The organism is Rathayibacter sp. AY1C5, from assembly GCF_002931705.1.
Lineage (GTDB): Bacteria > Actinomycetota > Actinomycetes > Actinomycetales > Microbacteriaceae > Rathayibacter.
The window spans coordinates 37,875-57,212 of record NZ_PSWD01000006.1; the positions used below are offsets into that span (position 1 = coordinate 37,875).

A 19,338-nucleotide genomic window follows, 5' to 3' on the forward strand; every position below is an offset into this window, starting at 1 on the left:
CGCGACACGACCGGCTACGCCGTCAAGGGGGCCGTCCGACGACTGTCGGCCCCGTAGCGTGTCCGCATGGCCGAGCAGAGCACGACCCGCGAGAAGACAGCGCCCGATCCCGACGATTCCCGGAAGCCCGACGACGTCACCGACATCACCAAGCGCTCCTGGTTCTACGTCCTCAAGAAGACGGCCCGCGAGTTCGGCGCGGACCAGTGCACCGACCTCGCCGCCGCGCTCACCTACTACGCCGTGCTCGCGCTCTTCCCCGCCCTGCTCGCGATCGTGTCGGTGCTGGGGCTCTTCGGCCAGGCGCAGGCCACCACTGATCTGGTGCTCGACCTGATCGGGAACCTCGCGTCGAGCGAGGTCGTCGACCTGCTGCGCGACCCGATCCAGGCGCTGACCAGCTCCTCCGCCGCGGGTCTCGCCTTCGTGACCGGTGTCGTCGGAGCGATCTGGTCCGCCTCCGGCTACGTCGGCGCCTTCGGCCGCGCGATGAACCGCGTCTACCAGATCGACGAGGGGCGCCCCTTCTGGAAGCTCCGCCCGACGATGCTCGGCGTGACCGTGGTGACGGTCGTCCTGATCGTGATCGCGGCGCTCATCCTCGTGCTCAGCGGACCGGTCGCGACCGCCGTCGGCGACGTCGTGGGCCTCGGCCCCGCCGCCCTCACCGTGTGGAACATCGCGAAATGGCCGGTGCTCGTGGTCATCGCGATCGTGATCGTCGCGACCCTGTACTACTGGGCGCCCAACATCCGCCAGCCGAAGTTCCGCTGGATCAGCATCGGATCGATCGTCGCCCTGGCGATCTGGCTGATCGCCTCGACCGGCTTCGCGTTCTACGTGGCCAACTTCTCCAACTACAACAAGACCTACGGCTCGCTCGGCGCGGTGATCGTCTTCCTCCTCTGGATCTGGATCACCAACATCGCCCTGCTCTTCGGCGCGGAGTTCGACGCCGAGCTCGAGCGCGGACGCGAGCTGCAGGCGGGCATCGAGGCGGAGGAGACCATCCAGCTCCCCCCGCGCGACACCGCCGCGAGCGACAAGAAGGCGGCCGTGCACGAGAAGGACGTCCGCGACGGACGCTGGCTGCGCCTGGCGAGCGAGAACCGCAGCGACGAGGGCGCGGCCCAGGACGACGAGGCCGCGAAGAAGAAATGACTCAGGACTCGGACGACCAGAGCGCGCGGTAGTAGGCCGCGCGCTCGTCGTCCGGATCCGCTCCGTACTCCGCGAGGAGCAGCGGGGTGTGGCCGGGGCCGTAGTTCCAGCCGAGGCTGACCGCGGCGACCGCCAGATCCGCCCAGCGGTCGCCCACGCCCAGGTCGCCGACGTCGACCGTGCCGCTCCAGCGTCCGTCGTCGTCGACCAGCGTGTTCGGAGCGCACGCGTCGCCGTGCACCACGACGGGGTCCACGAGCTCCGGAGCCGCGCCGAGCGCCGACGGCCGGCGCGCGAACCAGGAGTCGCCGCGCAGCTCCTCGGGCACCGCGTCGACGGGGAGCGCGTGGACCGCCCGCAGGCCGGCCGCGATCGCGCGGACGGCCTCCTCCGGCCGGGCTGTCCACTTCGGATCGACGGCGCTCTGCCCGGGCAGCGGTGCGGTGAGGAGCCACTGCCCCTCCTCGTCCTCGCCCGCCTCCAGGATCCGGGGCGCGTCGATCCGCCCCTCCAGCCAGCGCAGACGCGCGATCTCGCGACGGAGGTCGACGCCCGTGGACCGGGGATTCCACTTCAGGTACCCGGCGTCCACGCGGAAGGTCAGCCCATCGAGCTCGTTGCGCCAGACGAGCGCCGGATCGGTGCCGCCGTTCAGGCGCCTCGCTGGCGACGGGATCCGGACGCCCTCGAGCGAGGACTGCCGTGCGAGGTCGGGACCGCTCATGCCCTGAGGGTAGGCGCTTCGATCCTGAGAGGATCCGCATGCCGCGGACCCGCGCCACCCGCCTCCTCCGAGCAGAGCGCCTTTACCCTGACGGGCGTGCCGGAGCAGCCGCCCGGCGCGATCCGGTGACGAGGGAGCCCCCGTGACGCAGAGCGACGACGACCGCGGGCACGCGCAGCCCGACTTCTCGAAGGAGCAGGAGGGCTACCGTCCCGGGCTCAAGCCCCGGCAGCTGCAGATGATCGCCATCGGCGGCGCGATCGGCACCGGCCTCTTCCTCGGCGCGGGCGGGCGACTCGCCACCGCCGGTCCCTCGCTCGTCGTCGTGTACGCGGTCTGCGGCGTCTTCGCCTACCTGATCCTCCGCGCGCTCGGCGAGCTGGTCCTGCACCGGCCGAGCTCGGGCTCCTTCATCTCCTACGCCCGCGAGTTCCTGGGCGAGAAGGCCGCCTTCGTCGCCGGATGGATGTACTTCCTGAACTGGGCGATGACCGCGATCGCCGACGTCACCGCGGTGGCCCTGTACGTGAAGTACTGGTCGCTCTTCTCCTCCGTGCCCCAGTGGCTCCTCGCACTCATCGCCCTGGTCGTCGTGCTCTCGCTGAACCTCGTCTCGGTCAAGGTCTTCGGGGAGCTGGAGTTCTGGTTCGCGCTCATCAAGGTCACGGCGCTGGTGGTCTTCCTGGTGATCGGCGTCGTCGTGCTCGCCGCGGGCTGGCCGCTGCAGTCCGGCGGCGTCTCCGTGGACCCCGGGATCAGCCTCTGGAACGACAACGGCGGCATCCTGCCCGGCGGCCTGATCGCCAGCGTCCTGGTCGTCCAGGGCGTGGTGTTCGCCTACTCCGGAGTCGAGCTTGTCGGCACAGCGGCGGGCGAGACCGCGGAGCCGGCGAAGGTCATCCCGCGCGCCATCAACTCGGTCATCCTGCGCATCGCCGTCTTCTACGTCGGCTCGGTGCTGCTGCTGACGCTGCTGCTGCCCTACACGGCCTACTCGAAGGGCGAGAGCCCGTTCGTCACGTTCTTCAGCTCGCTGGGCGACGGCTCCTCGGGCGAGATCGCCGGATCGATCATGAACTTCGTCGTGCTGACGGCCGCGCTCTCCAGCATCAACGCCGGGCTCTACTCGACCGGCCGCATCCTCCGCTCCATGGCGCTCAACGGCTCCGCCCCCGCCTTCACCGGCCGGATGAACAAGCAGGGCGTCCCCTACGGCGGCATCCTGCTCACGGCGAGCATCACCCTGATCGGGATCGTGCTGAACCTCTTCGTGCCGTCCGAGGCCTTCGAGATCGTCCTCAACGTCTCGGCGCTGGGCATCGTCACGGGCTGGGGCATGATCGTCCTCTGCCAGATGCAGCTGCAGCGCTGGGCGGCCCAGGGGCGCCTGGAGCGCCCGTCCTTCCGGATGCCCGGCGCCCCGGTGACCTCGTGGCTCACCCTGGCGTTCCTGGTGATCGTGGTGGTCCTCATCGCCGTCGACTTCCCGACCGGCACCTGGACCGTGGGGATCGTCGCGGTGGTCGGCGTGCCCGCCCTGATCGTGGGCTGGCACGTCGCGAAGCCGCGCATCCTGGCGATCGCGTCCGCCCGTGACGGCTTCACCGGCGCCCACCCCGTGATCGCCGCCCGTCCGGCCTCCGAGGCCAAGCGCGACGGGAACGAGCGGCGCCGCGAGTAGGGCGGGTCAGCGCCGGCAAAGGTAGCGCAGGAGCAGCGTGTCGCCGGCGCTGAGCACGTGCGCCAGGTGCTGCGGGCGCGGTCCGGGGACGTCGCCGCGGGCGAGCCTCCCGGAGTCGCCTGCCTCGAGCGTCGGAGCGACGGTCAGGCAGAGCTCGTCGACGGCGTCCGCGGCGAGCAGGGTCCCGAGCAGCGACGGACCGCCCTCGCAGTGGATCCTGCCGAGCCCCCGCTCCGCGAGCTGCGCCCGCATCCGCGTCGCGTCGAGCTCTGCGTCGCCGCAGACGAGCACATCGGCGACCTCGGCGAGCTCCGCGCGGCGGCGGGCCGGCGAGGAGCCGGTGGTCACGACGATCGGGCGCACCGGCGCCTCGGTGAAGATCCGCGAGGCGGGATCGAGGTCGAGCGACCCCGAGACGATCGCGAAGACGGGCTGCGGGGCGCGCCCGGTGCCGAGCCGCGCCCGCACGGACTCGTCGCTCAGCACCATCGGACCGTAGCCCTCGGTCCGCACCGTGCCGGCCGCGACGAGCACGACGTCGGCGAGCCGGCGGAGCAGGTCGAACACGCGCAGGTCCGCCGCTCCCCCGAGATCGCCCGAGACGCCGTCGCGGGTGACCGCTCCGTCGACGCTCGCGACGAAGTTGACCCGGAGCCACTGCTCGCCCGCCCCGTCCGCGTAGAGGGCCAGCAGAGCCTCGTCGGACAGGTCCTGCCCGGCCGGCGACAGGCCGTCGATGCGGGCGCTCACGCCGCCGGCTCCACGTTGTGGCGAAGGAAGACGGGCGCTCGCCAGCCCAGCACCGCCTCCGTCATCCGCACGGCGTCCACCGCCTGGCGCACGTCGTGCATGCGCACGATCCGCGCACCGTTCAGGATGCAGATCACCGCGGCGGCGAGGGAGCCCTCGAGCCGCTCCCCCTGCGGCCGGTCCAGCGCCTCGCCGATGAAGTCCTTGTTGGACACCGCGGCGAGCACCGGGAAGCCGAGCGCGGCCACCTCGCCCAGCCGGCGGGTGAGCTCGAGCGTGTGCAGGGTGTTCTTGTTCAGGTCGTGACCCGGATCGACGATGATCCTCCCGGCAGGCACTCCACCCGAGAGCGCGCGATCGACGCGGCTCCGCAGATGGTCGACCACGGTCGCCACGACGTCGTCGTACTCGGGTCTCTCCGGCTCGCTGCGGGGGGCGCCCACGCTGTGGGTGATGACGAGCTGGGCGGAGGAGGAGGCGACGACCTCGAGCATCCGGGGGTCGTGCAGCCCGCTCGTGTCGTTGATGACGGAGGCGCCCGCGGCGATGCTCGCGCGCGCGACCTCGGCGCTCGTCGTGTCCACCGAGACGACCACGTCGCTCCGCTCCGCGATGCCCGCCACGACGGGGACGACCCGGTCGAGCTCCTCCTGGAGCGTGACGGCGGGGCCGCGGCCGAACGGCACTCCGCCGATGTCGACCCAGTCGGCGCCGAGCTCCGCGGCGCGCACGGCGGCCGCGATGGCGCTGTCCAGGGCGAAGGTGGAGCCCTTGTCGTAGAAGGAGTCGGGCGTGCGGTTCACGACCGCCATCACGGCCACCTGCCGCTCGAAGTCGAACTCTCGTCCGCCGATGTGCCGCGTGGTCATGGGCGCGTCCCTCCCGCTCGGAGCGCCGGGAGAAGGCCGGCGCCGCTCACCCTAGACGAGCGGAGTCGGCGGAGGCTGGAGCGGGCCGCCCTCGAGCAGCGCCTGGAAGAGGACGTGGTCCTGCCACTCCCCGGCGATCCGCAGGTAGCGCCGCGCGACGCCGATCCGCTCGAAGCCGTTGCGCTGCAGCACGGTCTGCGATCCGACGTTGTGGAGGAGCGTCCCGGCCTGCACGCGGTGCAGCCCCAGATCCTCCCGCGCGGTGCGCAGGACGGCTCCGACCGCGCGGGTCATCACGCCGCGGCCCTGCAGACCGCTGTCGAGCCAGTAGCCGAGATCGCCGCTGTCGAAGGCGCCGCGGACGATGTTCGCGAGAGTCAGCCGACCGACGATCACGCCGCCCGCGTCGAGGACGAGCGGGAGGACGCTGCCGGCCCGGTGCGCGGCGAGCGCGTCCGCGACGGCGTCGGTCTGGCCCCCCGCCTCGAAGAAGCGGGTCGAGCGCGTCGGCTCCCAGGGCGCGAGGTGCCGGCGGTTGCGCCGGTATGCGGCGGCGAGGGCCGGTCCGTCGTCCCGCGAGACGAGCCGCAGGAGGGTGCCCTGGTCGTCGACGGGGATCGGGGCGGGCATCCTGCGAGGGTAGCGCCGGAGCCGGGAACGACAGAACCCCCGGCCAGGGGCCGGGGGTTCTCGTGGTGGGCGATACTGGGATCGAACCAGTGACCTCTTCCGTGTCAGGGAAGCGCGCTACCGCTGCGCCAATCGCCCGTTGCTCCGTGCGGAGCGCCTCGTTCGGTGAACGATCGAGGTGGATACGGGATTCGAACCCGTGTATACGGCTTTGCAGGCCGCTGCCTCGCCTCTCGGCCAATCCACCGTGTACGGGATTCGGTGTCGGCGGCCCGAGGGCCGACCAGGTGGGAGGCACCCGAGGGTGCCGTCCCGATGACGCCGGTCCGAGGACCGGTGTTCGAGCGGATGACGAGATTCGAACTCGCGACCCTCACCTTGGCAAGGTGATGCGCTACCGCTGCGCCACATCCGCATGTAGGTCGTACTGGTGTTGCCGTTTTTCGTGTCGTGCTGTCTTGCTGTCTGTCCGGCGCTTTCGCTGCCCGGCTCGACCTAGAAGAATGTATACGACAGCGGCGCCGGAATCCAAATCGAGCGGACGCCGATCCCGCCGCTCGGAGTCCGATCCGCGTCTTTCCGCGCGAAACCGGCTCGTCGCCGTCCGTTCACCCGGGCGTGGCGGGCGTCGGCGGTGCATCCGGGCCCCGCGGATCCGCTACGATCGTCTCTCGGGTCGTCCAGCACGTCCCCCTGGGCGATTGGCGCAGTTGGTAGCGCGCTTCCTTCACACGGAAGAGGTCATCGGTTCGAGTCCGGTATCGCCCACCCTCACCCCCGGTCTGTGCTCACGCACTCGGCCGGGGGTTCTCTCGTCCCGCCGCGGCCGTCCTCCGGCCTCGCAGCGCCCAGTCGAAGGAGCCGACCCGCGATGATGGGCCGCTCGCACGCCGTCTCCGGTGCGCTCGCCTGGGCCGTCGCCGCCTCCGTGCCCGCCGTCGCCGGGCCCGTCGGCCTCGCGGGTCTCCCGCTCGACCTCCGGCTGGTCGGCCTCGGAGTCGCCGCCGGCTGGGCCCTGGTGCCCGACGCGGACCACGCGAGCGCGACCGTCTCCCGCTCGGCGCCGGGCGCCTCCCTGCTCACCGCGACCGCGGGCCGGATCAGCGGAGGGCACCGGCACGGGATGCACTCGCTGCTCGCGGTCGCCGTCGTCTGGTACCTGGTGCCGGTGCTCACGGCGCTGCGCTTCCCGGTGCCGATCGTCGGCCCCGTCGCCGTGGCCGCCGTGCTCACGCTGCCCGCCCTCGCGTTCGCCGCGAAGGCCGTCCGGGCCGCCCCCTCCTGGCGCATCGCCTGGGCCGGGGCGACGGTCGTCACGGTCCTGCTCGTCGCGCTCGCCGACGGCACCTGGGCGTGGCTCCGGGTCGCCGCGACGCTGGGCTACCTCGTGCACGTGGCCGGCGACGCCCTCACGACCGGCGGGATCAACTGGCTGTGGCCGCTGCGCGTGCGCCTGCCGCGGCGCCTGCGCCGGACACCGCTGCGCCACGTCTGGACCACCGGAGGCTACGCCGCGCTGCCCGTCCTGGGCTCCTCCGGGTCCTGGCGCGAGACGGTCCTCTACTGGCTCATGTCCGCGGCGACGATCGTGCTCACCGCCTCGATGATCACGGCCGAGCTGCGGTAGCCCGGGGCGCCCTCCTCAGAAGACCTTCCCCGGGTTCATGATCCCCAGCGGGTCGAACACGGCCTTGATCCCGCGCTGGAGCGCCAGCGAGTCCTCGCCCAGCTCCTCCGCCAGCCAGCGCTGCTTGAGCAGTCCCACGCCGTGCTCGCCCGTGAGCGTGCCGCCGAGGGCCAGGGCCGTGCGGAAGAGCTCCGCGGCGGCGTCCCAGACGTCCTCCCCCACGGGTCCGTCCCCCGCGGGCAGCACGAAGTTCGGGTGGAGGTTCCCGTCCCCCGCGTGGGCGACGGTGGGGATGCTGAGCCCCGTCCGCTCCTCGATGCCGCGGATCGCCGCGAACATCGCCGGCAGCGCGGAGCGGGGCACGCAGACGTCCTCGATCAGCACGCGGCCCTCCGCCTCGAGCGCCGGGTGGAAGGCCCGGCGGACGGCCAGCAGAGCCTCACCCTCGGCCGGGTCCTCGGTCGCCTCGGCGGCGCCCCCGGAGGCGGTCACGATCTCGAGGACGCGCTGCGACTCCTCCGCCGCTCCTCCGCCGTCCGTCTGGACGAGGAGGTAGGCGGCACCGCGGTCCAGCATCGCTCCGGTGTAGCGCGAGATCGCGGCGAGCGCCGCCTCGTCCATCAGCTCCATCACCGCGGGACGGAGCCGCGCGGCGGTGATCGCGGCGGAGGCGGCGGCCGCGGCGACGACGCTCGGGAAGTACGCGCCGACCGTGACCACGCGCCCGGTCGGGATCGGGCGGAGCTTCACGGTGGCCTCCACGATGACGCCCAGCGTCCCCTCGGAGCCGGTCAGGAGCGCGGTGAGGTCGTACCCGGTGACTCCCTTCACGCTGCGGCGGCCGGTGCGGAGCAGTCGCCCGTCGGGGAGGACGACCGTCAACCCGAGCACCGCCTCCCGGGTCACGCCGTACTTGGCGCACAGCAGCCCCCCGGCGTTCGTCGAGATGTTGCCGCCGATGCTCGAGATCGCGCGGCTCGCGGGGTCGGGCGAGAACACGAGGCCGTGCGGAGCGACAGCGTCCGACAGCGCCTGATTGATGACCCCGGGCTCGACGACCGCGAGCTCGTCCTCGAGCGACACCTCGAGGATGCGGTCCATCGCGGCGGTCGAGAGGACGAGCGCTCCCTCGCTCGCCACTCCCCCGGCAGCGAGGCCCGTTCCCGCTCCGCGCGGCACGACCGGGAGCCGGTGCTCCGTCGCTATGCGCAGCGCCGCCTGCACGTCCTCGACCGAGCGGGCAGCGACGAGCGCGAGCGCGCGACCCGGTGCGGAGAAGCCCGACTTGTCGGTGTGCACGGCCTCGAACCCGGGGCCCTCGGTCAGGACCGCGTCTCCGAGCGCGTCGCGCAGCTGTCGGAGGATCTCGTGGTCGTGCATGGTTCACTCCGTGCGGTCGCGGGCGGGTCCTGCCGATCCTTCCACGGGCGCGGGGCAGGATGGCGGGATGACCGGAGAGACGCGATGGCCGCGGTGACAAGCGCGGGGATCCTGCTGCACCGCGAGGGCCCCTCCGGCACCGAGGTGTTCCTCGGGCGGATGGGCGGCCCCTTCTGGACCCGGCGCCCCCGCGCGTGGACGATCCCGAAGGGCGTGCACACGGGCGACGAGACGCCGTTGGACGCCGCGCGCCGCGAGTTCGAGGAGGAGACCGGCGCTCCTCCGCCCGTCGGGGAGCTGACCCTCCTCGGCGCGTTCCGGCAGAGCGCGGCCAAGACCGTCACGGTCTTCGCCGGGCGCGGACACGCGGACACCGCCTTCGTCGCGAGCAACACCTTCGAGCTGGAGTGGCCGCGGGGCTCCGGCGTGCTGCGCAGCTTCCCCGAGCTGGAGGACGCCCGGTGGCACCCGCTCGACGAGGCCCGCTCGCTGGTGGTGGCCGGGCAGGTCGCCGCCCTCGACGCGCTGGCCGAACTGCTGGCGGATCCGGACGGCGGGGACCGGGCCGGCACCGCCCCCTAGTCCGCGGTCGCGTAGACCCGCAGGCCCAGCGGCACGATCCGCACCACGGCCTCGTCGAATCCGTCGCGGGAGCCGTCGAAGCGCTCGGTCTCGCCGTCGTGCGCCCACTCGGGGTCGTCCCCCGCGGGTCGGCGCGCGCCGACGGTGATCTCCGGCGTCGAGAACGACTCCACCACCGGTGCCCGCCAGCCGGGCACACGGCCGACCACCGGGGTCGCCGTACGGCCGAGCAGGAGCGAGAACGCTCCCCGGGTGCGAGGAGTCCGTCCTGAGTGCAGGATGCGCACGTCGAGGTGGCCGTCGTCGAGCCGACGCCGGGCGAGCGGGGCGGCCGTGCGCGGGTGCTCCTGGTTCACCCCGACGAAGTACGACCAGACGAGCTGCGTGCGCCCGTCGCGCCGGAGCTCGAACGGATCGGTGCGCCGCACGACCGAGAGGGCCGCGATCACGGCGGCGAGCGGCTTCCCGATCCGCTTCTCGCGCTTCTCGCGGGCCGCGACGAACTCCGGGTAGACGCCGATCGAGACCGTGTTGAGCACCGTGACCGGGTCTCCCCCGTCCGCGACGACCTCGGCCACGTCGACGTCGCGGCGCTCGCCGATCGTCGCCGCGTCGAGCGCGTCCTGGACGGTGAGCAGCCCCAGCGCCTTCGCGAAGTGGTTCATGGTCCCGCCCGGCAGCACGAGCAGCGTCATCCCCTCGGCGCGGGCGAGAGCGGCACCGACCGACATGGTCCCGTCCCCGCCGTAGATCCCGAGCACCCGGGGCGGAGAGTCCCCCGAGCGCGCCTCGCGCACCACGTCGGCGAGGTCCTCCCCCTCGGTCAGCCGGTGCACGCGCGCCTTCGGGAACCGGGCTCGGACCAGCGGCTCGGGATCGGGGCGGTGCGAGTCCCGGCCCGCGCCGGGGTTGAGGACCACGAGGAGGGCGGCGCCGTCCCCCAGCGGGCTGCGGTCGACGGGGGGCCGGGTCGCGCGCTCCGAGACGGGCACGTGGCGCGGCTCGGCCGGCAGGACGGCTCGGCCGACGACCGCGACCGCCGCGCCGAGCGCCGCGCCGCCGAGGACGTCCGAGAGCCAGTGGACGCCGACGTGCAGGCGGGAGAAGGCCACGGCGGCGGCGAGCGGGGCGACCGCCGCCCCCACTCGGGGCGACTCGAGCGCGACCCCGGCGGCGAAGGCAGCGGCGCTCGCCGCGTGCCCCGAGGGGAAGGACGCCGACGTCGGCACCGTCGCCAGGCGCCGGCCGACCGGGACGTCGACGAGGAGCGGCCGGTCGCCGCCGAACACGCGCTTGCCGACCAGGTTCGCGAGCGCGCTGGCCGCGGCGAGCGAGGCGGTCCCCCGCAGAGCCTCGCGGGGACGGCCCGCCAGGAGCAGCAGGACGCCGACGCCGGCCCAGAGGACTCCGTGGTCCGCGGCCCGGGAGAGCCCCACGAGCGCCCCGTCGACGACGGGCGACGGGCGACGGGCGTTCAGCCGCCGGGCCGCACGAGCGTCCGCCCGGCGCACGACGCGCGGGACGGTGACGAGTCGGCGGAGCAGGACAGACGGGGGTCGGGTTCCGCGGAGGGCCATGCGCTCAGCGTAGGAGGAGGCGCCTCCGCGGTCCCTGGACCGGTCGACGGCGCGCTACACCTCGCCGAAGCCCGACTCGACCAGATCGCCGAGCCGGCCGACCGCCTCGTGGGCCTGCGGCCCCGACGCCGAGAGGACGACCTCGTCCCCGCGGTCGAGCCCCAGCGACATCACGCCGAGCAGGCTCGTGGCGTCCTTGCCGTTCGCGTCGATCCGGGCGTCGAAGGTGGCGGCGAGCGTGACGAAGTCGGCCGCGGGACGGGCGTGCAGGCCGTTCGGGTTGATGAGGCGGACGCGGCGCTGCACGCGCTCGTCACCGGGCGAGGCCTCCTCGGCGGGAGCAGCGAGCGCCTCGCCCCGGGCCGACTCCGCGGCGGCGAGCACCTCGTCCAGCGATGCCCCCGTGCCCGCGGCGACGGCGGCCGCGACCGCCCCCTCCACCAGCGGGGCGTCGGCGATCCGGACCCGGGCGCGCGCGTCGTCGTCGAGGAACTCGACCGCGGTCTCCGCCGTCATGATCGCCGAGCCGAGGTCGCAGAGGACGACGACCCCCTCGCCGGAGTCCGCTTCCGCCAGGGCCGCCGTGATGCGGTCGAAGCTGGTGCCGATGCCGCCGTCGTCCGTCCCGCCCGCGGCGACCAGCGCGACCGAGGCCGCCATCTGCTCCGCGAGCTCGACCAGCCCCTCCGCCAGCTGCGCGCTGTGCGAGACCAGGACCAGCCCGACGCTCACGCCGCCGCCTCGGCTGCTGCGCGGAGCAGGAGAACGGTCGACACGCTGCCGGGATCACGGTGCCCGATGGCGCGCTCGCCGAGGTAGCTGGCGCGTCCCTTGCGGGCGACCAGCGGGTCCGTCGACTCCGCTCCGCTCTGCGCCGCCTCCGCCGCCGCGGCGAGGACGTCGGCCGGAGCCGCTCCCTCCTCGGCGGCGGCCGCGGCCGCGTCGACCGCCGGCGTCCATGCGTCCACCATCGTCTTGTCGCCCACCTCGGCCTTGCCGCGGAGCACGATGCCGTCCCTCGCCGCGGCCAGGAGCGCTGCGACGTCCGCGCCCTCGAGCGCGACCTCGCCCGCGACCGCGGCGGAGGCCTTCAGGAACGCCGTGCCGAACAGCGGGCCCGAGGCGCCGCCGACGGTGGAGATGAGCGTCGTCGCGACCAGCTTGAGCACGTCCGCCGGGACCCCCTGCTCCGGCGCCGCGTCCAGCTTCGCGACCACGGCCTGGAAGCCGCGGTCCATGTTCTCGCCGTGGTCCCCGTCGCCGATCGCCCGGTCGAGCGTGATCAGCTCGACCCGGTGCTCCGCGATCGACTCGGCGGCGCGGCGGATCCACGCCGTCGCCCACGCCGCGTCGAGCCCGGCTCCCTGTGCGTCCTGCATGGTCGTCTCCTCCTCGTGGGCCGCTCCTGCGGCTGTCGTTCCGGTCATGGTGTGCGCGCGGGCGCTCAGCGTCCCCACCGCAGCGCCGCGGTCTGCACCGGGGAGTCCCACAGCTCGGTCAGGGCGTCGTCGAGCTTGAGGACGGTGAGCGAGAAGCCCTGCATCTCGAGCGACGTCGTGTAGTTGCCGACGAGGCTGCGTGCGACGGTGATCCCCTTCTCGGCCAGCGCCTCGGCTGCGCGGCGGTAGGCGAGGTACAGCTCGATCTGCGGCGTGCCGCCCATGCCGTTCACCAGGAGCAGCACCTCGTCCCCGGAGGAGAACGGCAGGTCCTCCAGGATCGGGCCGAGGATCCGGTCGACGATGCGGTCGGCCGGCTCCAGCGCGATCTTCTCCCGGCCGGGCTCGCCGTGGATGCCGATGCCGATCTCGATCTCGTCCTCGCCCAGCTCGAAGCTCGGCTCGCCCGCGTGCGGGACGATGCACGGCGTGAGGGCGACGCCCATCGAGCGCACGTTGGCGATCACCGTCTCGGCGATCGTCGCGACCTCGTCGAGGGAGTCGCCCCGCTCGGCCGCCGCGCCCGCGATCCGCTCGACCAGCACGGTGCCGGCCACGCCGCGGCGGCCCGCGGTGTAGAGCGAGTCCTTCACCGCGACGTCGTCGTCGACGATCACGCTGCGCACCTCGATCCCCTCGGCGCCGGCGAGGTCGGCCGCGGTCTCGAAGTTCAGGACGTCGCCCGTGTAGTTCTTCACGATGTGCAGCACACCCGCGCCGCCGTCGACGGCCTGCGTGGCCGCGACGATCGGATCGGGCGTGGGCGAGGTGAAGACGGGACCGGGGACGGCGGCGTCCAGCATCCCGAATCCGACGAAGCCCGCGTGCAGCGGCTCGTGCCCGCTGCCGCCACCGCTGACGATGCCCACCTTGCCCGAGCGGGGCGCGTCGGCCCGCACCACGAACAGGGGATCCGACACCACCCGGACCAGGTCGGCGTGCGCCAGGCCGAAGCCGGCCACCGACTCCGTGACGACGTTCTTCGGGTCGTTGATGAGCTTCTTCATCGAGGTCTCCTCCAGGATCGGGCCACCACTCGGGCGTCCCGTGACCTGCGGGCGATCCGGCGCGTGGTGGATCGCCGCCCGCACCGTCGCGGACAGCATCCCCACGTTACGCCCTGCGCTCGCGCCTACGGCAGCGGGACGACGGCGCGCTGCGTCTCGCGGACCCACTCCTCGAGCTTGGCCGTGGCGGCCCCGGAGTCGACGGCCTCCGCCGCGCGGTCCATCGACGTCCGCAGGCGCTCCAGGACGGGCGTGCGCACCAGGTCCGGGTCGCGCGCCAGGTCGAACGCCGCGAGGCCTGCGGCCGCGTTCAGAAGGACGATGTCGCGGACGGGGCCGCCGTCTCCCGCGAGCACCGAGCGCACCACGCTCGCGTTGTAGGCGGCGTCGCGGCCGCGCAGGTCGTCGATCCGCGCGCGGGGCAGGCCCAGGTCGCGCGGGTCGAGGTCGTGCTCGACCACGGAGCCGCGCGACACCTCCCAGATGTGGCTGTGACCCGTGGTCGTGAGCTCGTCGAGGCCGTCGTCCCCGCGGAACACCAGAGCCGTCGCCCCGCGCGTCCGGAACACGCCGACGACCAGCGGCACCCGGTCGAGGTGCGCCACTCCAACCGCCGAGGCCTCGGGACGCGCCGGATTGCAGAGCGGGCCGAGGAAGTTGAACACCGTCGGCACGCCCAGCTCGGCGCGCACCGGACCGGCGTGCCGGAAGCCGGGGTGGAAGAGGGACGCGAAGACGAAGGCGATCCCCGTCCGCCGGAACACCTCGGCCACCCGCTCGGGAGAGAGGGAGAGGTCGACCCCGAGTGCCGCGAGCACGTCGGAGGAGCCGGAGGAGGAGGACGCGGCCTTGTTCCCGTGCTTCACGACGGGCGTGCCGGCGGCGGCCGCGATGATCGACGCGGTGGAGGAGATGTTGACGGTCCCGAAGCGGTCCCCGCCCGTCCCGACGATGTCCAGGGCCATCGGGTCCACGTCCAGCGGCACCGCGTGGTCGAGGATCGCGTCGCGGAAGCCGACGATCTCGTCGACGGTCTCGCCCTTCGCCCGGAGGGCCACCAGCAGTCCGGCGAGCTGCGCCGGAGTCGCCGCGCCCTCCATCACCTGCTCCATGGCCCACGTCGCCTCGGAGACGCTCAGATCGGAGGACTCGAGGAGTGCGCTGAGAACGTGCGGCCAGGACAGGGTTTCCGACATGGCTCCCAGATTATGCGACGAGGATCGCCTCCCGGCTAGTGCGACTTCCCTCCCCTGCCATCGGCCATAATGGTCTGTGTGACGAGCACCTCTCTCTCCCCCACGGCCACCGCGCCCGTAGTGAACCGACCCAACCCGGTCGCGGTCGGAACGATCGTCTGGCTGGGCAGCGAGGTCATGTTCTTCGCGGGCCTGTTCGCGATCTACTTCACCCTGCGGAGCACCTCCCCCGAGCTCTGGGGCGCCGAGACCCAGATCCTCAACGTCCCCTACGCGGGCGTGAACACGGTGATCCTCGTGGCCTCGTCGTTCAGCTGCCAGTTCGGCGTGTTCGCCGCCGAGCGCCTGCAGCCGCGCGCGACGGGCCTCAGCCCGTTCAAGTGGGGCATGGTCGAGTGGTTCTTCCTCACCTACGCCCTGGGCGCGGTCTTCGTCTCCGGCCAGGTGCTCGAGTACGCGACCCTCGTCTCCGAGGGCGTCACGCTCTCCAGCAACGCCTACGGCTCCGCCTTCTACCTGACGACCGGCTTCCACGCCCTGCACGTCACCGGCGGCCTCATCGCGTTCCTCCTCGTCATCGGCCGCGGCTTCGCGGTCAAGAACTTCGGCCACAAGGAGGCGACGAGCGCCATCGTCGTCTCGTACTACTGGCACTTCGTCGACGTCGTCTGGGTCGGCCTGTTCGCCGTCATCTACTTCCTCAAGTGACGCGCCCGCCGATGCCCCACTCCACTCCCGACCCCCGCAGGAAGGACGCCTCGATGGCCTCCCCGAAGACGAAGAGCCGAGCCAAGAAGGGTCGCCGCCACCCGCTCGCCACCCTGGCCCTGATCGCCATCGGCCTCGGGCTCACCGGCGGGACCTACGCCGCGGTCGGCGTCGCGACGTCCGCCTCGGCGGAGACGTCGTCCACCAGCCAGCAGACGATCGACGAGGGCTCGAAGCTCTTCGCCGCGAACTGCGCCACCTGCCACGGCCTCGACGCCGCGGGCACCGACAACGCTCCCTCCCTCATCGGAGTGGGCGCGGCGTCGGTCGACTTCCAGGTCGGCACCGGCCGCATGCCGATGCAGATGCACGGCCCCCAGGCGCTCGAGAAGCCGGTGCAGTTCACCGACGAGCAGGTCGGCGAGCTCGCCGCCTACGTCGCGTCGCTGGCCCCCGGCCCCGCGATCCCCGAGGGCGAGGTCCTCGACGGACAGGGCGACGCGGCGAACGGCGCCGAGCTGTTCCGCATCAACTGCGCCATGTGCCACAACGTCGCCGGAGCCGGCGGCGCGCTCACCGAGGGCAAGTTCGCTCCCCCGCTGGGCGGCGTGACCGAGGCGCACATCTACGAGGCGATGGTCACCGGCCCGCAGAACATGCCGGTCTTCAACGACCTGAACATCTCGCCCGAGGACAAGCGCGACATCATCTCGTACCTCAAGTACATCGAGGCCAACCCGTCCCCGGGCGGATTCGCGCTCGGCTCCCTCGGGCCGGTCGCAGAGGGCCTGTTCCTCTGGATCTTCGGCCTCGGCGCGATCGTGGCCCTGACGGTGTGGATCACCGCCCGATCCAACTAGACGACTGCAGCGCCCTGACGGGCGCGACTGACCCACGGCACCGACTGGTGCCGACACGGCGTGAAAAGGAGAACCATGGCAGAGCACGATGAGGGTGGCACGGACCTCGCCACCTCGTCGGCCACCGGGCACGGAACGGCTCCGGCCGGCACCGCGGTCGTGACGCGGGACCGCGTCCAGGACCCGGGCCTCCCGCCGCACCGCCCCCGGATGACCGACCTCGACCCCAAGGTCGAGAAGCGTGCCGAGCGCACGGTGTACACGCTCTTCTACCTCTCCTTCGCGGGCTCGATCTTCGCGGTCGCCGCCTACATGGCGTTCCCGATCACCGAGGACGTCGCGTCGGTCCGGCTGAACACGCTGTTCATCGGCCTGGGCATGTCCCTCGCGCTCCTGGGCATCGGCATCGCCGCCGTCCACTGGGGCAAGCAGCTGATGTCGGACCACGAGGGCATCGACATCCGCCACCCCGTCCGCAGCGCGGAGCCCACCCGCGCCCGTGCGCTCGAGATCTTCGACCAGTCCGACAAGGAGTCCGGCTTCGGCCGCCGCTCCCTCGTCCGGAACAGCCTGATCGCCTCCCTCGTCGTGTTCCCCCTGCCCGCCGTGATCCTGTTCCGGGGCCTCGGCCCGCAGGACCAGAACCCCGTCGCCCTCCTCAAGACCACCCTGTGGGAAGAGGGCACGAGGCTCACCCTGGACCCGTCGGGAGCGCCGATCCTCGCATCGGACGTCACCCTCGGATCCGCCTTCCACGTCATCCCCGAGGGCCTCAACGACGCCGAGGGCAAGCTGGAGGAGAAGGCCAAGGCCGCCGTCCTCCTGATGCGCCTGAAGCCGGAGGACCTCATCGTCAGTGAGGGTCGCGAGACCTGGAACTACGACGGAATCGTCGCCTACTCCAAGATCTGCACGCACGTCGGCTGCCCTGTGGCGCTGTACGAGCAGCAGACCCACCACCTGCTGTGCCCGTGCCACCAGTCGCAATTCGACATCACGCGCGAGGCCGCCGTCATCTTCGGCCCGGCGAAGCGTCCGCTTCCGCAGCTCCCCATCACCGTCGACGCCGAGGGTTACCTGGTCGCCAGAAGCGACTTCACGGAGCCCGTCGGACCGTCCTTCTGGGAGCGATGACTCACATGTCCACCACCACCCCCTCACGCCCCTCCAGCTCCCCCGCGGAGCCCGAGGACGGCGTCATCCTCGGATCCGGCAAGTTCCAGAAGGGGTACGTCGGAGCGGCGTCGAACTACATCGACGAGCGCACGAGCATCTCCGCGGTCGTCAAGGAGTTCGGTCGCAAGATCTTCCCCGACCACTGGTCCTTCCTCCTCGGCGAGGTCGCGCTCTACAGCTTCGTCATCATCCTGCTGTCGGGCACCTTCCTCACCTTCTTCTTCCAGGCCTCGATGGTCGAGACGCACTACGAGGGCAGCTACCTGCCCCTCAAGGGCATCGAGATGTCGGCGGCGATGTCGTCCTCGCTCGACATCTCCTTCGACATCCGCGGCGGCCTGCTGATGCGGCAGATCCACCACTGGGCGGCACTGCTGTTCGTGGCCTCGATCGGCCTGCACATGCTGCGTATCTTCTTCACCGGTGCGTTCCGCAAGCCCCGCGAACTCAACTGGGTCATCGGCTTCGTCCTCTTCATCCTCGCGATGGCCGAGGGCTTCACCGGCTACTCGCTCCCCGACGACCTGCTCTCGGGCAACGGCCTCCGCATCATCGACGGCATGGTCAAGGGCATCCCGATCGTCGGCACCTGGATCTCGTTCCTGCTCTTCGGCGGCGAGTTCCCGGGCACCGACATCGTCGGCCGCCTCTACACGCTGCACATCCTGCTGCTGCCGGCGCTGGTGCTCGCATTCATCGCCCTGCACCTCGTGTTCGTGGTCGTCCACAAGCACACCCAGTTCCCCGGTGCGGGCAAGACCGAGCAGAACGTCGTCGGCTACCCGGTGCTGCCGGTCTACGCCGCGAAGGCCGGTGGATTCTTCTTCATCGTCTTCGGCGTCGTCGTCCTCATCGCCTCGCTGTTCACGATCAACCCGATCTGGAACTACGGCCCGTACGACCCCTCGCCCGTCTCCGCGGGAACCCAGCCCGACTGGTACATCGGCTTCGCCGACGGCGCCCTGCGCCTCGTCCCGCCGGGACTCGAGTGGGCCATCCCGGGCATCGGAACCCTGTCGTTCAACATCCTGATCCCGCTCGTCGGTCTCGGACTGTTCATCGCCGTGGTCATGCTCTACCCGTTCCTCGAGGCGTGGATCACCGGTGACAAGCGCGAGCACCACCTGCTCGATCGCCCGCGCAACGCCGCGACCCGCACCGCGATCGGCGCCGCCGGAGTCAGCTTCTACGCCGTCCTCTGGGCCGCCGCCTCGTCCGACCTCATCGCGACGCACTTCCACCTCACGATGGAGGGCGTGATCCACAGCCTGCAGTTCCTGCTCATCGCGGGTCCGTTCATCGCGTACTTCATCACCAAGCGCATCTGCCTGGCGCTGCAGAAGAAGGACCGCGAGATCGCGCTGCACGGCTTCGAGTCGGGCCGCATCGTCCGCCTCCCCGGCGGCGAGTTCATCGAGGTGCACCAGCAGCTCGACGAGTACGAGCGCTGGAAGCTCGTCGGTCAGGACGAGTACGAGCCCCTGATGATCCGTCCGGACTCGCGTGGCCGCATCACCGCCCCGCAGCGCGTCCGCGCCGGCCTCTCCCGCTGGTTCTTCGAGGACCGGATCACCCCCGTCACCCAGAAGGAGCTCGAGAGCTCGCACAGCGAGCACTGATCCTCCCCCCGAAGGGCCCGGACGTTCATTCGTCCGGGCCCTTCGTCGTTCCTGCAGCGGGGCAGCGCCTGTCCTCCGGCGCGGTGGAGGTCGGCGGTGGACCGAGAGCCGGTGAGACCGGATCACAGCGCCTCGACGGCGACAAGCCGGCAGGAACGTGGGGCGATACTCCGGACCTCGAGACCTCCGCTCCTTGAATCACGAGACGCCGTCTCACCGCCGAGCTGGAGACGTCCGCCGCCATCCGATCATGGAGTGAGCCAGCCCCTCTGCGTGCTCGCAGTGTGGTCGTCCGGTGAGGTCCCCGGTCCCCGTACACGTCGAGACGCTCCGGATCGGTTCGAGGGTACCC

Annotated in this window: 18 protein-coding genes and 4 tRNA genes; 9 read left to right on the forward strand and 13 right to left on the reverse strand. The window is 72.1% G+C overall.

The annotated features are described in order from the left end of the window. The first annotated feature begins 66 nt into the window (after positions 1-66). Complete coding sequence (locus tag C5C57_RS07005; protein ID WP_104225345.1) at positions 67-1,161, forward strand: YihY/virulence factor BrkB family protein; 1,095 nt, start codon at positions 67-69, stop codon at positions 1,159-1,161. A 1-nt stretch (position 1,162) separates the two neighbouring features. Here C5C57_RS07005 and C5C57_RS07010 read toward each other — a convergent pair whose 3' ends face one another. Beyond that, positions 1,163-1,885 carry an aminoglycoside 3'-phosphotransferase gene (locus C5C57_RS07010; protein WP_104246764.1) on the reverse strand — a complete coding sequence of 241 codons (723 nt, stop codon included), beginning with the start codon at positions 1,883-1,885 and terminating at the stop codon, positions 1,163-1,165. Positions 1,886-2,027: 142 nt separating this feature from the next. On the opposite strand from C5C57_RS07010, the gene C5C57_RS07015 reads away from it, so the two are divergent. Next, the gene (locus C5C57_RS07015) at positions 2,028-3,566 is read left to right on the forward strand and encodes an amino acid permease (RefSeq protein ID WP_258072024.1); all 1,539 of its coding nucleotides are present in this window, start codon (positions 2,028-2,030) and stop codon (positions 3,564-3,566) included. Between the two features lie 6 nt (positions 3,567-3,572). Here C5C57_RS07015 and C5C57_RS07020 read toward each other — a convergent pair whose 3' ends face one another. The 6 genes from C5C57_RS07020 to C5C57_RS07045 form a co-directional block, all read right to left on the reverse strand. Continuing rightward, on the reverse strand, positions 3,573-4,316 hold the full coding sequence (locus tag C5C57_RS07020) for a pyrimidine reductase family protein (RefSeq protein ID WP_104246763.1): 744 nt from the start codon (positions 4,314-4,316) through the stop codon (positions 3,573-3,575). After that, complete coding sequence (gene folP, locus C5C57_RS07025; protein WP_104246762.1) at positions 4,313-5,185, reverse strand: dihydropteroate synthase; 873 nt, start codon at positions 5,183-5,185, stop codon at positions 4,313-4,315. Before folP ends, C5C57_RS07020 begins: the two co-directional genes overlap by 4 nt. 51 nt (positions 5,186-5,236) lie before the next feature. After that, the gene (locus tag C5C57_RS07030; RefSeq protein WP_104225349.1) at positions 5,237-5,815 is read right to left on the reverse strand and encodes a GNAT family N-acetyltransferase; all 579 of its coding nucleotides are present in this window, start codon (positions 5,813-5,815) and stop codon (positions 5,237-5,239) included. 63 nt (positions 5,816-5,878) lie between these two features. Continuing rightward, positions 5,879-5,953, reverse strand: a tRNA-Val gene (locus tag C5C57_RS07035). Positions 5,954-5,991: 38 nt separating this feature from the next. After that, positions 5,992-6,062: transfer RNA gene (locus C5C57_RS07040), tRNA-Cys, on the reverse strand. A 96-nt stretch (positions 6,063-6,158) separates the two neighbouring features. Continuing rightward, positions 6,159-6,230, reverse strand: a tRNA-Gly gene (locus C5C57_RS07045). A gap of 280 nt (positions 6,231-6,510) precedes the next feature. Between C5C57_RS07045 and C5C57_RS07050 the strand changes: the two genes are divergently transcribed. Next, a tRNA-Val gene (locus C5C57_RS07050) sits at positions 6,511-6,583 on the forward strand. A gap of 103 nt (positions 6,584-6,686) precedes the next feature. Next, positions 6,687-7,442 carry a metal-dependent hydrolase gene (locus C5C57_RS07055; RefSeq protein WP_104246761.1) on the forward strand — a complete coding sequence of 252 codons (756 nt, stop codon included), beginning with the start codon at positions 6,687-6,689 and terminating at the stop codon, positions 7,440-7,442. Positions 7,443-7,457: 15 nt separating this feature from the next. On the opposite strand, the gene C5C57_RS07060 is transcribed toward C5C57_RS07055, so the two are convergent. After that, positions 7,458-8,822 (reverse strand): FAD-binding oxidoreductase, encoded by a 1,365-nt coding sequence (locus C5C57_RS07060; RefSeq protein WP_104246760.1) that lies wholly within the window; start codon positions 8,820-8,822, stop codon positions 7,458-7,460. 84 nt (positions 8,823-8,906) lie between these two features. Between C5C57_RS07060 and C5C57_RS07065 the strand changes: the two genes are divergently transcribed. Beyond that, positions 8,907-9,404, forward strand: coding sequence for an NUDIX domain-containing protein (locus C5C57_RS07065; RefSeq protein WP_104246759.1), 498 nt, complete (start codon positions 8,907-8,909; stop codon positions 9,402-9,404). Here C5C57_RS07065 and C5C57_RS07070 read toward each other — a convergent pair. From C5C57_RS07070 to trpD, 5 genes are all read right to left on the reverse strand, one after another. Beyond that, the gene (locus tag C5C57_RS07070; RefSeq protein ID WP_104239316.1) at positions 9,401-10,981 is read right to left on the reverse strand and encodes a bifunctional phosphatase PAP2/diacylglycerol kinase family protein; all 1,581 of its coding nucleotides are present in this window, start codon (positions 10,979-10,981) and stop codon (positions 9,401-9,403) included. The genes C5C57_RS07065 and C5C57_RS07070 overlap by 4 nt on opposite strands. A gap of 54 nt (positions 10,982-11,035) precedes the next feature. Beyond that, complete coding sequence (dhaM, locus tag C5C57_RS07075; protein ID WP_104225354.1) at positions 11,036-11,713, reverse strand: dihydroxyacetone kinase phosphoryl donor subunit DhaM; 678 nt, start codon at positions 11,711-11,713, stop codon at positions 11,036-11,038. Further along, the gene (gene dhaL / locus C5C57_RS07080; protein WP_104246842.1) at positions 11,710-12,360 is read right to left on the reverse strand and encodes a dihydroxyacetone kinase subunit DhaL; all 651 of its coding nucleotides are present in this window, start codon (positions 12,358-12,360) and stop codon (positions 11,710-11,712) included. Before dhaL ends, dhaM begins: the two co-directional genes overlap by 4 nt. Positions 12,361-12,425: 65 nt before the next feature. Further along, positions 12,426-13,427 (reverse strand): dihydroxyacetone kinase subunit DhaK, encoded by a 1,002-nt coding sequence (gene dhaK, locus C5C57_RS07085; RefSeq protein ID WP_104224645.1) that lies wholly within the window; start codon positions 13,425-13,427, stop codon positions 12,426-12,428. Positions 13,428-13,552: 125 nt separating this feature from the next. Beyond that, positions 13,553-14,623: an anthranilate phosphoribosyltransferase gene (gene trpD, locus C5C57_RS07090; protein WP_104246758.1), complete on the reverse strand. Its 1,071-nt coding sequence runs from the start codon at positions 14,621-14,623 to the stop codon at positions 13,553-13,555. Between the two features lie 69 nt (positions 14,624-14,692). Between trpD and C5C57_RS07095 the strand changes: the two genes are divergently transcribed. From C5C57_RS07095 to C5C57_RS07110, 4 genes are all read left to right on the forward strand, one after another. Next, complete coding sequence (locus C5C57_RS07095) at positions 14,693-15,331, forward strand: heme-copper oxidase subunit III (RefSeq protein ID WP_104224647.1); 639 nt, start codon at positions 14,693-14,695, stop codon at positions 15,329-15,331. Positions 15,332-15,384: 53 nt separating this feature from the next. Continuing rightward, positions 15,385-16,191, forward strand: a complete 807-nt coding sequence (locus C5C57_RS07100) for a c-type cytochrome (RefSeq protein WP_104224648.1) — start codon at positions 15,385-15,387, stop codon at positions 16,189-16,191. Positions 16,192-16,266: 75 nt separating this feature from the next. After that, positions 16,267-17,325: a ubiquinol-cytochrome c reductase iron-sulfur subunit gene (locus C5C57_RS07105; protein WP_104225358.1), complete on the forward strand. Its 1,059-nt coding sequence runs from the start codon at positions 16,267-16,269 to the stop codon at positions 17,323-17,325. A 5-nt stretch (positions 17,326-17,330) separates the two neighbouring features. After that, complete coding sequence (locus C5C57_RS07110; RefSeq protein ID WP_104224650.1) at positions 17,331-18,986, forward strand: ubiquinol-cytochrome c reductase cytochrome b subunit; 1,656 nt, start codon at positions 17,331-17,333, stop codon at positions 18,984-18,986. Positions 18,987-19,338 lie beyond the last annotated feature (352 nt).